Source organism: Variovorax davisae (assembly GCF_030316845.1).
GTDB lineage: Bacteria > Pseudomonadota > Gammaproteobacteria > Burkholderiales > Burkholderiaceae_C > Variovorax > Variovorax davisae.
This window is the reverse complement of the sequence record NZ_JASZYS010000023.1, coordinates 1-17636: the sequence shown is the minus strand read 5'-3', so window position 1 is coordinate 17636 and position 17636 is coordinate 1. Positions and strand designations below refer to the sequence as shown.

The 17636-nt window shown below is 70.3% G+C and carries 15 protein-coding genes; 6 read left to right on the top strand and 9 right to left on the bottom strand.

All coding sequences use genetic code 11. From position 1 onward, the window contains the following. Positions 1-13 precede the first annotated feature (13 nt). From QTI33_RS33390 to QTI33_RS33370, 5 genes are all read left to right on the top strand, one after another. Positions 14-1012, top strand: a complete 999-nt coding sequence (locus QTI33_RS33390) for an OmpA family protein (protein WP_286510893.1) — start codon at positions 14-16, stop codon at positions 1010-1012. 193 nt (positions 1013-1205) lie between these two features. After that, the gene (locus QTI33_RS33385; RefSeq protein ID WP_286510892.1) at positions 1206-2678 is read left to right on the top strand and encodes an ABC transporter transmembrane domain-containing protein; all 1473 of its coding nucleotides are present in this window, start codon (positions 1206-1208) and stop codon (positions 2676-2678) included. 42 nt (positions 2679-2720) lie between these two features. After that, positions 2721-3443 carry an ATP-binding cassette domain-containing protein gene (locus QTI33_RS33380; protein ID WP_286510891.1) on the top strand — a complete coding sequence of 241 codons (723 nt, stop codon included), beginning with the start codon at positions 2721-2723 and terminating at the stop codon, positions 3441-3443. Beyond that, on the top strand, positions 3440-4720 hold the full coding sequence (locus QTI33_RS33375) for an HlyD family type I secretion periplasmic adaptor subunit (protein WP_286510888.1): 1281 nt from the start codon (positions 3440-3442) through the stop codon (positions 4718-4720). Before QTI33_RS33380 ends, QTI33_RS33375 begins: the two co-directional genes overlap by 4 nt. A gap of 2 nt (positions 4721-4722) precedes the next feature. Beyond that, the gene (locus QTI33_RS33370) at positions 4723-6387 is read left to right on the top strand and encodes a TolC family protein (protein WP_286510886.1); all 1665 of its coding nucleotides are present in this window, start codon (positions 4723-4725) and stop codon (positions 6385-6387) included. Here QTI33_RS33370 and QTI33_RS33365 read toward each other — a convergent pair. Genes QTI33_RS33365 through QTI33_RS33335 form a run of 7 tightly spaced genes read right to left on the bottom strand, consistent with a single transcriptional unit; the run spans position 6384 to position 12085 of the window. Further along, a complete protein-coding gene (locus QTI33_RS33365; RefSeq protein ID WP_286510884.1) occupies positions 6384-7073 on the bottom strand; it encodes a VOC family protein in 690 nt (229 codons plus the stop codon). The genes QTI33_RS33370 and QTI33_RS33365 overlap by 4 nt on opposite strands. 30 nt (positions 7074-7103) lie before the next feature. Then, complete coding sequence (locus QTI33_RS33360) at positions 7104-8009, bottom strand: PhzF family phenazine biosynthesis protein (RefSeq protein WP_286510883.1); 906 nt, start codon at positions 8007-8009, stop codon at positions 7104-7106. Positions 8010-8014: 5 nt separating this feature from the next. Next, positions 8015-8656 carry a glutathione S-transferase family protein gene (locus QTI33_RS33355; RefSeq protein ID WP_286510882.1) on the bottom strand — a complete coding sequence of 214 codons (642 nt, stop codon included), beginning with the start codon at positions 8654-8656 and terminating at the stop codon, positions 8015-8017. A gap of 2 nt (positions 8657-8658) precedes the next feature. Beyond that, positions 8659-9294, bottom strand: coding sequence for a LysE family translocator (locus QTI33_RS33350; RefSeq protein ID WP_286510881.1), 636 nt, complete (start codon positions 9292-9294; stop codon positions 8659-8661). A gap of 22 nt (positions 9295-9316) precedes the next feature. Next, a complete protein-coding gene (locus tag QTI33_RS33345; protein ID WP_286510880.1) occupies positions 9317-10531 on the bottom strand; it encodes an aminotransferase-like domain-containing protein in 1215 nt (404 codons plus the stop codon). A 25-nt stretch (positions 10532-10556) separates the two neighbouring features. After that, positions 10557-11489, bottom strand: a complete 933-nt coding sequence (locus tag QTI33_RS33340; protein ID WP_286510879.1) for a DMT family transporter — start codon at positions 11487-11489, stop codon at positions 10557-10559. Beyond that, on the bottom strand, positions 11486-12085 hold the full coding sequence (locus QTI33_RS33335) for a LysE family translocator (protein WP_286510878.1): 600 nt from the start codon (positions 12083-12085) through the stop codon (positions 11486-11488). The genes QTI33_RS33340 and QTI33_RS33335 overlap by 4 nt, the downstream gene beginning before the upstream one ends. A 102-nt stretch (positions 12086-12187) precedes the next feature. Here QTI33_RS33335 and QTI33_RS33330 point away from each other — a divergent pair, with 102 nt between their 5' ends. Next, positions 12188-13621, top strand: a complete 1434-nt coding sequence (locus QTI33_RS33330; RefSeq protein WP_286510877.1) for an aminotransferase-like domain-containing protein — start codon at positions 12188-12190, stop codon at positions 13619-13621. A 22-nt stretch (positions 13622-13643) separates the two neighbouring features. On the opposite strand, the gene QTI33_RS33325 is transcribed toward QTI33_RS33330, so the two are convergent. Then, positions 13644-15380 (bottom strand): phospholipase D family protein, encoded by a 1737-nt coding sequence (locus tag QTI33_RS33325; protein WP_286510876.1) that lies wholly within the window; start codon positions 15378-15380, stop codon positions 13644-13646. Between the two features lie 74 nt (positions 15381-15454). Beyond that, on the bottom strand, positions 15455-17362 hold the full coding sequence (locus QTI33_RS33320) for an ATP-binding cassette domain-containing protein (protein WP_286510875.1): 1908 nt from the start codon (positions 17360-17362) through the stop codon (positions 15455-15457). Positions 17363-17636 lie beyond the last annotated feature (274 nt).

Below are 17636 nucleotides of genomic sequence, written 5' to 3'. Positions count from 1 at the left end.
TCTCGAGAGTCTCATGCAAACAAAAACCTCTTCTTCCCTGGCCCCCGCCCGGCGCTTGCAAGCCGGCAGCGGCTTCCTGGCGTGCGCGCTGTCGGCCCTGTGCCTCGCGACCGCCGCGCCTGCGGCTGTGGCCCAGCAGGGCGCCGTCCGCAACGAGGCGCGCCCCGCCCCGCAGGCCGCAGCGCAAGGGCCGGCCTACCGTCCCGTGCCCGGGGTGGCCGACGACCAGGCGCAGATCGTCTACTTCAGGAGCGCGCCCGCCGCGGCGGGCGCCGTCGATGGCGAGGCCGCGCACGTGTATGTCGACGGTGAGTTCCACACCGCGCTCCAGCCGCATTCGTTCACCCGCTTCTGCGTGCCCAACGGCAGCCATGCGATCGAGGCCTACATCGGCGACGCGCCGAAGTTCGAAGGCAAGCTCGCTCCGCGCACGCGCGTCGCGCTCGAAGGCGGAAAGACCTACTTCGTCGGCGTGTCAGAGAACCGCAGCGGCGATCCGCTGCCGGTGCTCCGCCCCGCCGCCGAGAAGCAGCTCGAAGGCGCCCTGGAGCAGGTGCACTTCGTTCCTCGCGCCAGCACCGTGGTGCCCTGCCGCGAGGTGGCCCAGGTGGCGGCACCCGAGAAGATCCGCTACACGCTCAATGCCGACGTGCTGTTCGTGTTCGCGAAGAGCGACCATGCCTCGATCACGCCGCGCGGCCGTGAGGAGTTGCGCAAGGTCGCCGACGAGATCCGTCAGCACTCGCCGAGCACCGTGACCCGCATCAGCGTGCGCGGCCATGCCGACCCGATCGGCTCGGTGCGGTTCAACAAGCTGCTGTCCGAGCAACGTGCCCGTACGGTGGCCCGCGTGCTGACCGAGGAAGGCATCGCGGGAGAGCGCCTGAGCTTCGAGGGCCTTGGCAGCTCGGAGCCGGTGGTGTCTTGCCCGAGCTCGGGATCGAAGCAGGCGAGCGTGGCCTGCAATGCGCCCAATCGCCGCGTGGAGATTCTCGGAGAAGGGGTGAAGTAGCCGCAGGCCGAGCGCTTTGCAGCATCCGCGCGGTCGAGCGATCGCGCGGCATGGCGTTGACGTCGGTGTCCTCCGCGGACACGGTCAACGCCCTTTTGGTTTCCGAGCGTCGCGACAGCGCTCGCCGGCAAGACACCGGATACGGGGACACGGCACATCGCTGCCCCCGCATGCTTTCAACAAGGACATATTTATGGCGGCAGTGATGGCGCAGGACGAGGCGATCGCGCAAGCGCAGCCTGCGATCGAGGTGGATGAAGAGCAGGACACGCTGCTGGGGGCGGTGCATTGGCTGTGCGCGCACTATGGCCAGAGCCTCAGCGAGGCGGCGCTGCAATCGGGCCTGCCGCGCGAGGCGCGACTGACGCCAACGGTGGCGGTGCGCATGCTCGAGCAGGCCGGCATCGACGCCGGCTGGGTGGAGCGCGATGTGGGCAGCCTGCTCTCCTACCTGTTCCCGGTGGTGGCGTTGCGCAAGGACGGCAAGGCCTGCGTGCTGACCGCGCGCCACGGCAGCGGCAAGGCCGCCACCTACGACATCCTGTTCCCGGAAGCGGGGGGTGTCAGCGTCACCGTGAACGAAAACGACGTCAACGAGTTCTACGGCGGCCACGCGCTGCTGGCCAAGCCGCAGCCGCGGCTGGACGACCGCGCCGGACCGGAGGCCGAGACGGCGCCGGGGCATTGGCTGTTCTCGACCTTGTGGCGCTACCGGCGCTACTACTACAGCGCCGCGCTGGCGGCCCTGCTGATCAACATCCTGACCTTGGCCAGCACCTTCTTCACGATGAACGTGTACGACCGCGTGGTGCCCAACCCGGCCTACGTCACGCTCTGGTCGCTCGCCATCGGCGTGCTGTGCGCGATCGTGTTCGAGTTCAGCGCGCGCCACGTGCGCTCGCACCTGGTCGACGTGGCCGGCAAGAAGGCCGACCTGATCCTGGGCTCCATGTTGTTTCGCAAGCTGCTGGCCACGCGCATGGAGCACAAGCCGGCCTCCTCGGGCTCGTCGGCCAACCAGTTGCGCGAGTTCGAGTCGGTGCGCGACTTCGTGACCTCGGCCACCATCTCGACCTTGTCCGACCTGCCGTTCTGCCTGCTGTTCGTGGGCATCATCGCGCTGATCGGCGGGCCCCTGGCCCTGGTGCCGCTGGCCTCGATCCCGGTCATCATCCTGCTCAGCGTGGCCATCCAGTGGCCCCTGGCCCGCGTGATGCAGGAGAACCTGCGCGAGGGCTCGCTGAAGCAGGGCCTGCTGATCGAGTCGATCGAGGGCATGGAGTCGCTCAAGGCCGTGCGCGGCGAGGGCGTCATGCAGCAGAAGTGGGAAAACTTCAGCGCCTTGGCCGCCACCAGCTCGATGAAGTCGCGCGCGCTGTCCAGCCTGGCGGTGAACACGGTGACCTTCATCCAGCAGATCCAGACCGTGATCCTCGTGACCTGGGGCGTCTACCTGATCCACGAAGGCACGCTGAGCATGGGCGCGCTGTTCGGCACCGTCATCCTGGCCGGGCGCTCGACCGCGCCGCTGGCCGCGGTGGTCGGCCTGGCGGTGCGCTTCCAGCAGGCCAAGACGGCGCTGACCTCGCTCAACCAGGTGATGGCCCGGCCCTCCGACCGGGCGCCCGACCGCCGCTACCTCGCCAAGCCCGACTTCGCGGGCTAGATCACGCTCAAGCGCATCAACTTCGCCTACCCGGCGCCGCCGATGCAGCCGTCGCCGCCGGTGCTGCAGGGCGTCAGCCTCGATATCCGGCCGGGCGAGCGCGTCGGCGTGCTCGGCAACATCGGCAGCGGCAAGTCGACCCTGCTGCGCATCATGGCGGCCCTCTACCAGCCCACCGGCGGCCAGGTGCTGATGGACGGTGTCGACGTCGGCCAGATCGACCCGGCCGACGTGCGCGCGGCGGTGGGCATGCTGAGCCAGGAGCCGCGCCTGTTCCACGGCACCCTTCGCGACAACGTGACCATCGGCGATCCGGGCGCGAGCACGGCGGACTTCCTGCAGGTGGCGCGCCTGACCGGCCTCGACGCCATCGCGGCACGCCATCCGCGCGGCTACGACATGCCCATCGGCGAAGGCGGACAGGGCCTGTCGGGCGGCCAGCGCCAGCTGGTGGCGCTGGCCCGCTGCCTGCTGCTGCGCCCGCGCATCCTGCTGATGGACGAGCCCACCAGCTCGATGGACCTGCAGACCGAGCACTACTTCCTGCGCCGCATGGCGGCGGCCACCCAGGGCCAGACCGTGGTCGTGGCCACGCACCGGCTGTCGGTGCTCGACCTGGTCGACCGCATCGTCGTCATGGATGCCGATGGCAAGGTCTTCCTGGACGGGCCGAAGGCGGTGGTGCTGGAACGCCTGCGCACCAGCGGGAACGCTGCCAACAACAGCGCGGCCAACAACGGCCGAGCACAAGGAAGCCAGGCATGAACGAAGCCAACACGGTCGCCCTCGCGACCCCCACGCCGCCGGCCACCCCGGCGGCCCGCGGCCCCAGCGGCCGGGCCCGCGCCGAGGACCTCGCCTTCGTGCAGGACCTGCGCGAAGCGATGCTGGTCCAGAAGACGCCCGGCAGCCTGCTGGTGCTGTACCTGATCGCGACCATCCTCGTGGTGACCGTGGTCTGGGCGCATCTCGCGCGCGTCGAAGAGATCACGCACGGCGAAGGCCGGGTGATCCCGGCCAGCCGCGAGCAGATCATCCAGAGCCTGGAGGGCGGCATCCTGGAAACCATGAACGTCGCGGAAGGCGACATCGTCGAGAAGGGCCAGGTCCTGCTCGAGATCGATCCGACCCGCGCCGGCGCGTCCTACCGCGAGGGGCTGTCGAAGGTGCTGGCCCTCAAGGCCTCGATCGCCCGGCTGCGCGCCGAGGCCTACCAGACGCCGCTGGACTTCCCGGCCGACGTGAAGGCGGTGCCCTCGATCGTGCGTGACGAGACCCAGGCCTTCAACGCCCGGCGCCAGACCTTGAACGAGAGCGTCCAGGCCTTGCAGCGCAGCCTGCAATTGGCCGAAAAGGAAATCTCGCTGTCCGAGCCGCTGTCCGCCCGTGGGCTGATGTCGGAAGTGGAAATCCTGCGCATGAAGCGCCAGGCCAACGACTTCCGCCTGCAGATCGCCGAGCGCCAGAACAAGTTCAGGGCCGACGCCAACGCGGAGCTGACGCGCTACGAGGGCGAGCTCGCGCAGTCGAAGGAGAACGTCGGTGCCCGCGAGGACGTGATGAACCGCACCACGGTCAGGGCCCCGGTTCGAGGCACGGTGAAGAACATCCGCGTGACCACCATCGGCGGCGTGATCCAGCAAGGCGCGGACATCATGGAGATCGTGCCGCTGGAGGACCAGTTGTTGGTCGAAGCCAAGATCAAGCCCTCGGACGTGGCCTTCGTGCGCCCGGGGCTGCCGGCGACCGTGAAGATCTCGGCCTACGACTACGCGATCTACGGTGGCCTCAAGGGCACGGTCGAGCACCTGAGCCCGGACACGCTGAAGGACGACGAGAAGGCCCGCGCGGGCCGGGCCGACGCAACCTACTACCGGCTGCTGGTGCGCACCGACCGCGCAGCGTTGTCTGCCGGCGGCAAGGAGTTCCCGATCATCCCGGGGATGACGGCCACGGCGGAAATCCGCACGGGCGAGAAGACGATCCTGAGCTACCTGCTGAAGCCGGTGCTGAAGGCGCGTGAAGCCTTCCGGGAGCGTTGAGCGTGAGGAATTCCGAACTCAGGAAGCGCTCGCCGGGCGCGCCGACCGTGGGGCACCGACTGGCGCGCGCCATGGTGTTGCTGCCCTTGTCGCTGGGCGCACAGGCCATGGCCCAGGACGCCAACCCGGAGCCGCCGCGGGTGCTCGAGTGGGGCCGCTTTGCCGATGACGGCCCGGCGGCCGTTGCCAAGCCGGTGGTGCCAGCGCCGGTGATCCGGGCCGCGCCGGTGGCACCCGTGGCGCCAACGCCTGCGCCGCCGCCTGACAGCGCGTCAGCAGCTGCACCGGCGACCCCTCCGCCGCCGCCCTTGGCGAAGGCGGAACCGACCCCGCCGGCACCCGAGAAACTGTGGACCGACGGCGCACCCGCCCCGGTCGGCGCTGCACAAGACATGCCGGCCACGGCCGCCGCCCCGGCCCCTGCGCCCATCGCCGCCGGCAGCCCGGCGCCGGGCGACGATCGGGCGCACGAGTTCCTCGAGCGCATGGTCGCCAAGGCCCTGGCGGCCAGCCCCGACGTGCGCGAGGCCACCGCCAAGTGGGAGGCCTCCCGCTTCGACATCGACGAGGCCAAGGGCCAGCGCTGGCCGCAGCTGCAGGTCGGGGTGGCGTCGCCTTCGGCGACCTTCGGCAGCGGCACCAACGACACCTCCCGCGACGCCTACGGCAACGTGCAGCTGACGACGCCGGTGTACGACTGGGGGCGCATCAGCCGCACCGTCGAGAGCCGCACCGAGACCGCCAGCGCGGCGCGCGAACAGATGCTGCAGGTGCGCCAGCAGGTGGCCTACGACACCGTCAATTCGCTGATCGAGCTGCGCCGCAACCAGCAAGCGATGGTGCTCAGCGATGCGTACGTCGCCCGCATGACCGAACTGGTCGAGATGCTGGCCGAGATCGTCAAGAGCGACCGAGGCCGCGACAGCGAACTGGTTCAGGCGCGCGGGCGCCGCCTGCAGGCCCTGGCGACCCGCGACCTGGTGGCGGCGAGGATGCGCGAGGTCGAGATCAACCTGGCCAAGCTGGTCGGCGAAGAGGTCAGGCTGCCGCCGCAGCTGGCATGGCACACGCCGGTGGTTGACGTCCAGGAGGCGTTGCTCGCGGCGCCCGAGCATCCCGCACTGCGCCAGGCGCGCGCCGAGGCCAAGGCGGCGAACCTGTATGCGAAATCGGTACATGCGGCGCGCTACCCGCAGCTCAACTGGGTGGTGTCGAAGTCCACGCAGCAGGACATCTACGGCAACACCCAGCCATGGTCGACCGGGCTGTCGGTGCAGTGGAACGCCTTCCAGGGCGGTTCGGCGGCCGCGGCCGAGCGGGCCGCCTTCGGCCGCGCACAGGCCGGCGAAGAGAAGGCGATGGCCGCCACGCGCGACCTCGAGTACCGGCTGCGGACCTCGGCCCAACAGCGCGACGCCGCGCTGAGCCGGGCCGAGGAGTACACGCCATTGATCAAGGACTCCGACCGCGTGCGCAAGATCTTCTACGAGCAGTGGTACCACCTCGGACGGCGCACCCTGCTGGACGTGCTGATCGCCGAGAACGACCACTACAACAACCAGATCGCGCAGGTGAACAGCCGGTACGACGGGGAGGGGGCGGATCTGCGGATTCGGGCGGACGCAGCGATCCTGCTGCCCTGGCTAGGGGCGGGAGAGGGCGGCTAGACCCCGCCGGAGCGCAGCGTCACCGGCCCTCGCGGCGTATCGAAAGTCGCCCGCAGGTCCGGTGGCCCCGTTGTCAGCGCCACCTCTGACAACCCGATCGTCCCCAACGCCGCCCCCAGGTCCCCCGCCCGCGGATGCGACAACTCCAGCGCCCGCAGCACGACGCCGGAGTCGCCCATGCTGTCGGTCGGATGCACGGGCCCCCATTCGATCAGCGTCGGCAGCGCGCCGTAGAAAAGCCGCTGGCCGTCGTCGCGCACCGTGATCCGCCAGGCGAGGCGGCCGGCCGGCGTGTCGCGTGAGGCCTCGATGACGTGGCCACGGTCGATGCGCAGCGCGGCCAGCCGATGCACGGCCGCCTCGATGTCCGGCACTTCGGCCACGAAGTGCACCAGCCGCGGGCCGTGGCGCGCCAGCGCGGCCTGCAGGGCGCCGTCGTCGAGGTCGAACCAGCGGTGGCGGGCGCCGCCGGCGCGCGTCGGCTTGGCCCGCGGATCGATCGCGATGATCTCGAAGTAGGCGCGCGGGAAGGCGGCCGATCCGATCTTCAGCAATCGGTTGTGCGTGCCCATCAGCGGATGGATGCCGCCGGGGCCGGGCACCACGCCGAAGGTCGCTTCGCACCAGCGCACCCCCTCGTCGAGGCTGCGGGCCGCCAGCACGAGGTGGTCGATGCGCGTCGGCATGGTGCGGGCCGTTTCAGCGCGGCGTGGTCGTCAGAGCATCACGGTGCCGTCGACGCAGGTCACCGAGTCGCCGCCGACCCACACCTGGCCGTCGGCGTCGCGCTGGATGTGCACGCGGCCGGCGCGCCCCAGCGTCTGGCCTTGCGCCGCGACATAGCGTTCGGGCAGGTAGCCGTCGGCGATCAGCCACTGCGCCAGGCTGGCGTTGAAGCTGCCCGTGACCGGGTCTTCCTCGATGCCGACCGGTGCCGCGAAGGCGCGCACCTCGATGTCGGCCGAAGCTTCTTCGGTGCGCGCGAAGGCCCGCGCCTCGCGGTTCGAGCGCGCGATCAGCACCGGCGAGGCGGCCGACGACGGCAGGCCCGCGACACCGACCTTCTGGCCCAGCTCGCGCAGCGCGCGGTGGTCGGGCTTGAGCGTGAGCACGGTGTCGGCATCGGCCAGCAGCAGCCCCAGCCAGGCGGGCCCGTTGTCGAGCAGCTGGGCGGTGACGATCTGTTGCGCCTTCAGCCCCAGCGCGGCTGCGACCTTGGCCAGCAGGGTCGGGCTCGGCGCGATGCGCCGCACCGGCGGCGCGGCGAAGGCCAGGCGCTCGCCCTCGCGCCGGATCGGCACCAGCCCCACCGTGCTTTGCTGCACGATGTGGCCGGCCGCCTTCGGCTTGCCGCCGGCCTGCAGCCAGGCATGGCAGCTGCCGAGCGTCGGATGGCCCGCGAAGGGCAGTTCGCCGCCCGGCGTGAAGATGCGTACCCGGTAGTCGGCCGTCGGCTCGGTCGGCGGCAGCACGAAGGTGGTCTCCGACAGGTTGGTCCAGGCGGCGAAGCGCTGCATCGCGGCGTCGTCGATGCCGCTGCCGTCGAGAACGACCGCGAGCGGATTGCCGAAATAAGGCGTCGACGTGAAGACGTCGACCTGCTTGAAGGGGCGGGAGATCATGGGAGTCATTCGAGGGCGAGATCGAGCACGCCGCGGGCGCCGGCGCGGGTGCGCAGGTCGGCGAACCAGCGCTCGACATGGGGCCAGGCGGGCCGCGTGTATTCGGTCTGGGGCAGCCCGAACCAGCGGTGCGCCTCGCAGCCGACAGGGATGTCGGCCATCGTGAAGCTGTCGCCGCACATGAACGGGCGATCGGCGAGATGGGCGTCGAGCAGCGCGAACAGCGGCTCGGTGGCATGCACCGAATAGGCGATCGCCTCGGGCTGCCGCTGCTCGGGCGGCGTGCGGATCCATTGCCTGAAGGCGCCGCCGCTGACCGGGTTCAGGGTGGTCTGCTGCCAGTCCATCCAGCGCTCGGCATCGAAGCGGGCGGCCAGCGGCTCCGGGTAGAGCTTGCCGGGCGAGTGCTTGGCGCACAGGTAGCGCACGATCACGTTCGACTCCCACAGCGTGACCCGGTCGGCGCCCTCGCCGTCGTCGATGGTCGGCACCATGGCGTTCGGGTTGAGCTGCAGGTATTCGGGCGTCTGCACCACGCCGAAGCGGCCGCCCGCCTCGGTGCGCTGGAAGTCGAGGCCGAGTTCCTGGGCGCACCAGACCACCTTGCGCACGTTGATGGAGCTGATGCGCCCCCAGATGTTGAGCATTGTCAGATTCCCTTCGATGGGCGTTCGAGCAGAAGAAGGCGCAGCGCCAGCCCCGCCATCATCGCAGCCAGCAGTCCTCGCTGGAAGCCGGCGGCGCCGCGTTTTTGCAGCCAGCGGCCGACCTGCCCGCTGCAGGCGCCGAGCACGGTGTTGAAGAGCAGGCCGGCCAGCGACAGGGTGATGCCCAGCAGCACCAGCTGCATCGGCACGCTGCCGCGCGCGGGATCGACGAACTGCGGCAGGAACACCATGAAGAACAGCAGCGCCTTCGGATTCACCAGGTTGTTGAGCCAGGCGCTGCGCACCACGCGCGCGAAGCTGGCGGCGTCGGTCTGCGCCTTCGGGGGCACGCTGCCGGCACGCAGCGCCTGCCAGGCCAGCCACAGCAGGTAGAGCGCGCCGGCGTAGCGCAGCAGGTCGAAGGCGGGCGGCCAGGCCGCCACCAGCGCCGTGACGCCGGTCGCCGCCGACACGGTGTGCACGAGGTCCGCCGCGGCGATGCCGAGTCCGGCCGCGAGGCCGGCGCGCGGCCCCATCGAGACGCCGTGCGAGAGCACGAAGGCCATGTTGGGCCCGGGCGAGACGAACAGCGCCAGCACCGCGAGCAGAAACAGCAGGTAGCTGCCGGCGTCGATCATCGCGGCGGGCTGCGGGGCGGTATCAGGCGGGGCTGGCGGCCAGCTGCCGCTGCACCTCGGCCGCCAGATGGTGGGCCAGCTGTTCGCGCACGACCTCGGCCAGGGCCGCGATCGCGGTGTCGATCTCGTCGACGCTGGCGGTCACGAAGGACAGGCGCAAGGTGCGCGGATCGCCCTGGCCGGCATAGAAGGGCGCCCCCGGCACGAAGGCCACGCCGCGCTCCACCGCCTTGGGCAGCAGGGCGACCGTGTCGATGCCCTCGGGCAGGCGCACCCACAGGAACATGCCGCCGGCCGGCTTGTCGAACTCGACCGACAGGCCTTTCATCTCGCGCTGCAGCGCCGCCACCATGGCGTCGCACTGGCGCTTGTAGAGCGCGCGGATGGTCGGCACGTGGCGCGACAGGAAGCCGTCCTTCATGACCTCATGGACCATGCGCTGGTTGAAGCTCGGCGAATGCAGGTCGGCCGCCTGCTTGGCCTGCAGCAGCTTGGGGAAGATCGCCTTGGGCGCCACCATGAAGCCCAGGCGCAGGCCGGGTGCCAGCACCTTCGAGAACGAGCCCAGGTAGATGCAGCCTTCCGGGTTGCGGGCCGTGAGCGGCAGTGCCGGCGCCTGGTCGAACCAGAGCTCGCCGTAGGGGTTGTCCTCGACGATCGGCAGGCCGGCCTTGGCGGCCGCCGCCGACACCGCGGCGCGGCGCTCCTCGGTCATGGTGCGGCCGGTCGGGTTCTGGAAGTTGGGCAGCAGGTAGATGAAGCGCGCGTCCTGCGCCTTGCCGACCATGTCGTCGACCACCACGCCCTCGCTGTCGCTGGCGACGCTGACCGGCTCCGGCTCCATCGGCGAGAAGGCCTGCAGCGCGCCGAGGTAGGTCGGCGTCTCGACCAGCACCCGGCTGCCCGGGTCGAGCAGCACCTTGGCGACCAGGTCCAGGCCCTGCTGCGAGCCGGTGGTGATCAGCACCTGGGCCGGGTCCACCGGCCATGGCAGCATCGCGGCCACGGCTTCGCGCAGCGGGCTGTAGCCTTCGCTCGCGCCGTACTGCAGCGCGGCCTGGCCGTCCTTGTGCAGCACTTCGGCGCAGGCTTCGGCGAAGGCGTTGATCGGGAAGGCCTTGGGCGAGGGCAGGCCGCCGGCCAGGCTGATGATGCCGGGGCGTTCGGTGACCTTGAGGATTTCACGCAGCACCGAAGGATTCATCTTTTCGGCGCGGGCGGCGAGTTTCCAGTTCATGTGGTTTCCTTTGCAGTGCGAGAGACTAACGGGAGGCCGCGGCGGCGACCAGCGGGGCGCGCGGCTGGGACAGCTTCTTGCCTGCGACCACGGTGGCCACCACGGCCGCGGCGAAGGCGAGGGTGACGACATCGAGCGGCTCGCCGAGTAGCGGCACGGCCGCCAGGATCGAGAGAAAGGGCTGCAGCAACTGGGTCTGGCTGACACGCAGGGCGCCGCCCATGGCCAGGCCGCGGTACCAGGCGAAGAAGCCCATCCACATCGAGAACACGCCGACGTAGACGAAGCCGACCCAGGCCGACGGCGCCACCGGCTGTTCGGGCCACAGCAGCAGGGTGCCGGGCAAGGTCACAGGGAGCGCCATCACGCAGACCCAGCAGATCACGCGCTCGGCGCCGAGCGCCGGCGTCACCTGGGCGCCGTAGATGTAGCCCAGCGATGCCGCGACGACCGCGCCCACCAGCAGCACGTCGGCCCACTCGAAGCCGAAGCCGCCGCCGTGCGACTGGGCCCGCAGCAGCGAGAACGCAACCACCAGCCCGCTGCCGGCGATGGCGCAGAGCCAGAAGCCCAGGCGCGCGCGCTGGTGCAGCACCCAGGCGGCGCAGGCCGCGGTCACGAGCGGCAGCAGGGCGGTGATCACCGCGGCGTGGCTGGCACTGACCACGCGCAGCGCATAGGCCAGCAGCAGCGGGTAGCCGACCGCATTGCCGAGCACCGCCATGGCCAGCGGCTTCCAGTGCACGCGCTGCGGTCGCGGCGAGCGGGTGGCGAGCAGGAACAGCACCGACAGCACGCCGGCCAGTGCCGCCCGCCCGAGCGTCACGAACCAGGGAGACAGCTGCGGGGCGGCCTGCGTCCCGGTCGCCAGCCGGGTCATCGGCAGCGTCACGGCGAAGAAGACCACGCCCAGCACGCCCAGCCACATGCCGAGGGTTTCGTCCTTGATCTTTTTCATGCGCCCGCCATCCACCAGGCCGTGAGCGCCAACAGGGCCGCCATGGCGCGGTTGAACCACAGCAGGCGCTGTCCCTGGGCCAGCCAATGGCGCAGCACGGCACCGGCCAGCGCATAGAGGAAGTTGCTGGTGAAGGCATAGACCAGCATCACCGGGGCCACGATCGCGTAGCGCTGCAGGGCATCGGGCTGGCCGGCGATGAAGTTGGCGACCAGCGTCAGCGCCAGCAGCCAGGCCTTGATGTTGAGGAACTGGAGCATCACCCCCTGCTTGAAGCCGACCCGCAACTGCGCGCCGTCGGCCTGCCCGAGGGTGCGGCTGCCGCTGAGCTTCCAGGCCAGCCAGAGCAGGTAGGCGATGCCGAAGGCCTTGATGGCCCAGCGCAGCGAAGGCGCCGCGACCACCAGGGCGCCGATGCCGGCCGCACACATGGCGAGCAGCAGGCTCCAGCCGACCGGCACGGCCCAGACGAAGCGCATGGCGCGCGGCAGGCCGCCGTTGGCAGCCAGCGCGGTCGACAGCGTGGTGTTGGGCCCCGGCGAGAAACTCATCGCCGTGGCCAACACCAGCAGCGCAGTGAATTCTTGCCAGTTCATGGGACACACTTTAAACTCATGACCATTACAGTACCGATACAGATAAACAAACATGAGATCTGTCTGTATCGGTCGGTTCATTGACACAGAGCAAGACCCGTCATGCTGACACGAACTTCCGCCCAGTCGCTGACCGGGCAGCTCGCCGACCGGTTTTCCGAGCGCATCCGCAACCGCCTGCTGCCGCCCGGCGCGCGGCTTCCCTCGGTGCGGGAGTGTGCGCGCCAGCAGGGCGTGAGCCCGCACACCGTGGTGGCCGCCTACGATCAGTTGCTGGCCCAGGGCCTGGTCGAGGCGCGTCGCCAGCGCGGCTTCTACGTGCGCGATTCGGGCGCGGCCGCGGGGGCGCCGCTCGACCCCGCCGGCGCCGCTGGCCCGGCGCCGGCCCAGCCGCCGGCGCCCCTGGTGGCGGCCGACGCCAGCGCGCTCATCCGCGGCATGTTCCATCGGCCGAGCGACAAGCCGCAGCCCGGCATGGGCGTCTTTCCGCCCGACTGGCTCGAATCGACCTTCATGCCGGCGGCGGTGCGCCGCGTGACTAGCGGCAAGGCGCTGCAGGAGCTGTCGCTGCAGTATGGCGAGCCGGCGGGCGACGGCAGCCTGCGGCGCAGCCTGTCGACCCGGCTGGCCGCCATCAGCGTGCCGGCCGCGCCCGAGCAGATCGTGACCACCATCGGCGCCACCCATGCGCTCGACATCGTGAGCCGCACCCTGCTGCGGCCCGGTGATCCGGTGATGGTCGAGGAGCCGGGCTGGGCGCTCGAGTTCGCGCGCCTCGAGGCGCTGGGCATGCGCATCCTGCCGGTGCCGCGCAAGGCCGACGGCCCCGACCTGGAGGTGATGGAGCGCTACTGCACCGCCGGCGACACCCACAAGCCGAAGCTGTTCGTCAGCGTGAGCGTGCTGCACAACCCGACCGGCTACAGCCTGACGCCGGGCAGCGCGCACCGCGTGCTGCAGCTCGCCAACCGGCACGACTTCCACATCGTCGAGGACGACACCTACAGCCACCTGGCGCCCGAGCACGCGACCCGGCTCTGCGCGATGGACGGCCTGCAGCGCACCATCTACGTCGGCGGCTTCGCCAAGATCCTGGCCCCCAACTGGCGCATCGGCTTCATGGCCGCCTCGCCGGTGCTGATCGGCCGCCTGCTCGAGACCAAGCTGCTCGCCACCCTGACCTCGCCCGCGCTGTTCGAGCGGGCGCTGGCCTGGTGCATCGATCAGGGCCAGCTGCGCCGGCATGCCGAGCGGGTGCGCGTCAGGCTGGACGCCGCCCGCGGCCGCACGGTCAAGCTGGCGCTGGCGGCCGGCTGCACGCTGGCCTCGGAGCCGGCCGGCCTGTTCGGCTGGGTCGACACCGGTGTCGACACCGACGCGCTGACCCAGCGCATGCTCGACGAGGGCTACCTGCTGGCGCCGGGCTCGCTGTTCCATGCCCGGCGGCCGCCGACCACGCTGATGCGGATCAACTTCGCCACCGCGCAAGACGCGACCTTCTGGAAGGTGTTCGCCAGGATCCGCGACCAGATCTGAGCGGCCGGACCGGCGCTCGCACTCAGAGCAGGGCGTCGGGCGCGAGGGGGCCGAAGAGCTTGACCAGCGCCCGCAGGCCGGCGCTGGTGTCGGGCTCGCTGGTGGCGTTTTCGAGGCCACTGCCTTCGGGCGCCTGCCAGATCAGGCGGCCATCGCTGCGCACCACGTGCCAGGCGCCTTCGCGCATCGCCTGCTCGATCTTCTGGCCGGCCGCGCGCGACAGCGCATCGCTGCGCACCAGCACCGCGATCTCGGTGTTCTGGTGCTGCGAGCGCAGGTCCAGGTTCATCGATCCGACCACCAGCAGCCGGCCATCGATCACCAGCACCTTCGAATGGAGCATCGAGCGCGACGCGCCCGGCGCGCTGCCCGTGCCGCTGCCTGAACCGAAGGCGCTGCCGAGCCCGGCCTGCTCGCTGCGCAGTTCGTAGAGCTCCACGCCCATCGCGAGCAGTTCGTCGCGGTGCCGCGCGTAGCCCACGTGGGCCACGGGCGCATCGTTCGACGCCAGCGAATTGGTCAGCACGCGGATGCGCACCCCGCGAGACCGCGCCGTGGCGAAGGCCTGCTTCATGTCGGCCCCGGGCACGAAATAGGGCGAGATGACCAGCAGGTCGCTGCGGGCCTGGCTGATCAGCTGCAGCAGTCCGTCGACCACCGTCTCGCCATCGGCCGCGGCGTCGGCGGCGGCAGCGAGCGAACTGTCGCTTTTCGGGGCGGAGGTCGGCGGACGCCGGCCCGGCTGCGCCACCGTGAGTCCGGGCGCCTTGCCGGCATCGGAGGACTGGGCGCCGTCCGGCGGGATCTTGCCGGGCTTGTCGGCCAGCACGAGCGCCGGGGCCCAGACGAAATCGGCGCTGCGAAGGTCCATCGGCTGTTCGTCCCATACCTGGGTGCGGACCTCGGAGGCTGGAGCGCCCGGTGCACCCCCCGCCGGCGATGCGTCACCGGCCTGGCGTTCGCGCTCGGCCTTGGCGTCGGCGCGCGCCTGCTCGCGGATCTGGTCCAGTTCCTTGGCTGTCACCAGCGACTGCACCGGGTAGGCACGCTCGTTGTTCCAGTAGGCGTCGAAGCTGCGCGACAGGTCCCGCACCAGCGGCCCCGCCACCAGCACGTCGAGATCGATGAAGTTGCCCTTGCGGTCCTTGCCGAAGTAGGCGTCGCCGAGGTTGCGGCCGCCGGCCACCGCCAGCACGTTGTCGGCGATGAACAGCTTGTTGTGCATGCGCTGCTGGATCCGCGCGGCATCGTCGATCGAGCCGAACAGCCGGCCCAGCGTCGAGGCGCGGGCGCCCGCCAGCGGATTGAACATCCGCATCTCGACGTTCGGCACCAGCGCCATCCGCATCACGACCGCGTCCCGGCCGGTGCTGTGCAGGTCGTCGAGCAGGATCCGCACCCGCACGCCGCGCTCGGCGGCTTCGCGCACCGCCTTCAGCAGCCGGGCCGTGCTGGCATCGGCGTGGATCGCGTAGTACTGCAGGTCCAGCGTCTTGCGCGCGCCCTCGACCAGCGCCAGGCGGCTGCCGTAGGCGGCCTGCGGCCCGTCGAGCAGCACGAAGCCGGACTCGTGGCGGGTGCCGGCGGCGCCCCGCCGCTGCTGCACCAGGTCGCCGAGCGGGGTCGAAGCGGGAGCGGCGAGCGCGGTCGAGACCGGCCGGTCGACGTTCTTGGGCAGTTCCGCGCAACCCACGAAGCCCAGGGTGAAGACGAGCGCGAGGCAGGCGGCGGGTCGCCGGAGGGCGGTTCGAAGGGACATGCGGCGTGCAGGGAGCCAGGAGATCGCTATATATAGAGCGATGCCGTTGGGCCCCGCGTCGGACAAAGCCTCCGCTAGCTTGCAGACCCGAGCGCTTCCCAGCGCTCCAGCGCGGCCATCAGCTCCTCGTCGATCCGCGCGTGGCGCTCGCCGAGCTCGGCCGCGCGCGAGGCATCGGTGGCGTAGATCGCGCCGCCGTCGAGCGCCAGGACCTCGCTGATCCGCTTCTGCTCCTCCTCCAGCTCGGCGATCCGGGCCGGCAGGGTTTCGAGTTCGCGCTGTTCCTTGTAGCTGAGCTTCTTGCGGGCGGCGGCGGCGGGCTTGGCGGCGGCCGCGGGAGACGGCGCAGTGGCCGGGACGGCGGCCGCCGCCGGCGGTGGTGCCGCCGCGGCGCGCTGCTGCGCGATCTCGCGGGCGCGCTTGGACTGCGTCAGCCAGTCCTGCACGCTGCCCTCGTACTCGCGCCAGCGGCCGTCGCCCTCAAAGGCGATGGTGCTGGTCACCACGTTGTCGAGGAAGGTCCGGTCATGGCTCACCAGGAACACGGTGCCGTCGTAGTTCTGCAGCAGGTCCTCGAGCAGCTCCAGCGTGTCGATGTCGAGGTCGTTGGTCGGCTCGTCGAGCACGAGCACGTTGGCCGGCCGCGCGAACAGGCGGGCCAGCAGCAGCCGGTTGCGCTCGCCGCCGCTCAGCGAGCGCACCGGCGAATGGGCGCGCGCCGGCGAGAACAGGAAGTCCGCCAGATAGCTCTTGACGTGCTTGCGCTGGTTGCCGATCTCGATCCATTCGCTGCCCGGGCTGATGAAGTCCTCCAGCGTGGCATCCAGGTTCAGCGCATTGCGCATCTGGTCGAAGTAGGCCACCTGCAGGTTGGCGCCGCGGCGGATCTTGCCGGCATCGGGCTCGAGTTCGCCGAGGATCAGCTTCAGCAGCGTGGTCTTGCCGGCGCCGTTGGGGCCGATCAGGCCGACCTTGTCGCCGCGCAGGATGGTGCCGGTGAAGCCGCGGATCACGGTCTTGTCGCCGAAGGACTTCGACGCCTCGGTCAGTTCCGCCACGATCTTGCCGCTGGCCTGGCCCGAGGCCACGTCCATGTTCACGCTGCCCTGCACCTCGCGCCGCGACTGACGGTTGGCGCGCAGCTCCTGCAGCCGGCTGATGCGGCTCTGGCTGCGCGTGCGGCGCGCCTCGACGCCCTTGCGGATCCAGATCTCCTCTTGCGCCAGCAGCTTGTCGGCCTTGGCGTTGATCACGGCTTCCTGGGCGAGCTGCTCTTCCTTCTGCAAGAGGTACTGCTCGAAATTGCCTGGATAGGAGCCCAGCTTGCCGCGGTCGAGCTCGACGATGCGGGTGGCGACCCGGTTCAGGAAGCTGCGGTCGTGGGTGATGGTGACCACGCTGCCCTTGAAGTCGATCAGCAGTTGCTCCAGCCACTCGATCGAATCGAGGTCCAGGTGGTTGGTGGGCTCGTCGAGCAGCAGCACGTCGGGGGCCGCCACCAGCGCCTGCGCCAGGGCGACCCGCTTGCGGGTGCCGCCCGAGAGCGAGCCGACGCGGGCGGCGCCGTCGAGATGCAGCCGATGCAGCGTCTCCTCCACGCGCTGCTCCCAGTTCCAGGCATCGAAGGCCTCGATCTGGGATTGCAGGGCGTCCAGGTCCAGCCCGGGCGCGCCCGACAGGTACTGGTCGCGGATCGCGATCACTTCGCCCAGGCCTGCGCTGGCGGCCGTGAAGACGTCCGCGTCCATGTCCAGCACGGGCTCCTGGGCGACATAGGTCACGCGCACGTTCTGTTGTATCTGGAGCGTGCCGTCGTCGGGCTTCTCGAGGCCGGCAAGTATCTTGAGCAGCGAGGACTTGCCGGCGCCGTTGCGCCCAATGAGGCCGATGCGCTCCGCTTCGATGAGTGAGAAGTCCGCATGGTCGAGCAGCGGGACGTGGCCGAACGCGAGTTGCGCGTCGAGGAGTGTGATGAGTGCCATGTGGGAGCGATTATCGGAGCGAAGCGCGGGATGGCCTTCGAAAATGGCATATACTCGTGGGCTCGGCTCAAGACGCGTTGGCAACTTCGCAGCAAGGCCGGGGCGTCGGGCCGGAAGGCAAGACAAAAAAGGCCCTTCGGTCTTGATCTGGTTCTAAAAACTATGTCATAATCGAAGGCTCCGCTCAAAACGACGGTGACGAAGCAGCTTCCGGGTTGCGAGTTGTTCGAAGTGAGCGGCGGGAAAGAAAAAGCCTCTCGAGGTTGACGAAGTT

Bases quoted from the DNA above. Each gene is read 5' to 3' on its own strand.
- QTI33_RS33360 (WP_286510883.1), bottom strand. From the start codon at position 8,009: ATGATCTCCCGCCCCTTCAAGCAGGTCGACGTCTTCACGTCGACGCCT.
- QTI33_RS33340 (WP_286510879.1), bottom strand. From the start codon at position 11,489: ATGAAAAAGATCAAGGACGAAACCCTCGGCATGTGGCTGGGCGTGCTG.
- QTI33_RS33375 (WP_286510888.1), top strand. From the start codon at position 3,440: ATGAACGAAGCCAACACGGTCGCCCTCGCGACCCCCACGCCGCCGGCC.
- QTI33_RS33365 (WP_286510884.1), bottom strand. From the start codon at position 7,073: ATGCCGACGCGCATCGACCACCTCGTGCTGGCGGCCCGCAGCCTCGAC.
- QTI33_RS33320 (WP_286510875.1), bottom strand. From the start codon at position 17,362: ATGGCACTCATCACACTCCTCGACGCGCAACTCGCGTTCGGCCACGTC.
- QTI33_RS33335 (WP_286510878.1), bottom strand. From the start codon at position 12,085: ATGAACTGGCAAGAATTCACTGCGCTGCTGGTGTTGGCCACGGCGATG.
- QTI33_RS33390 (WP_286510893.1), top strand. From the start codon at position 14: ATGCAAACAAAAACCTCTTCTTCCCTGGCCCCCGCCCGGCGCTTGCAA.
- QTI33_RS33380 (WP_286510891.1), top strand. From the start codon at position 2,721: ATGCAGCCGTCGCCGCCGGTGCTGCAGGGCGTCAGCCTCGATATCCGG.
- QTI33_RS33385 (WP_286510892.1), top strand. From the start codon at position 1,206: ATGGCGGCAGTGATGGCGCAGGACGAGGCGATCGCGCAAGCGCAGCCT.
- QTI33_RS33330 (WP_286510877.1), top strand. From the start codon at position 12,188: ATGCTGACACGAACTTCCGCCCAGTCGCTGACCGGGCAGCTCGCCGAC.
- QTI33_RS33325 (WP_286510876.1), bottom strand. From the start codon at position 15,380: ATGTCCCTTCGAACCGCCCTCCGGCGACCCGCCGCCTGCCTCGCGCTC.
- QTI33_RS33355 (WP_286510882.1), bottom strand. From the start codon at position 8,656: ATGCTCAACATCTGGGGGCGCATCAGCTCCATCAACGTGCGCAAGGTG.
- QTI33_RS33350 (WP_286510881.1), bottom strand. From the start codon at position 9,294: ATGATCGACGCCGGCAGCTACCTGCTGTTTCTGCTCGCGGTGCTGGCG.
- QTI33_RS33345 (WP_286510880.1), bottom strand. From the start codon at position 10,531: ATGAACTGGAAACTCGCCGCCCGCGCCGAAAAGATGAATCCTTCGGTG.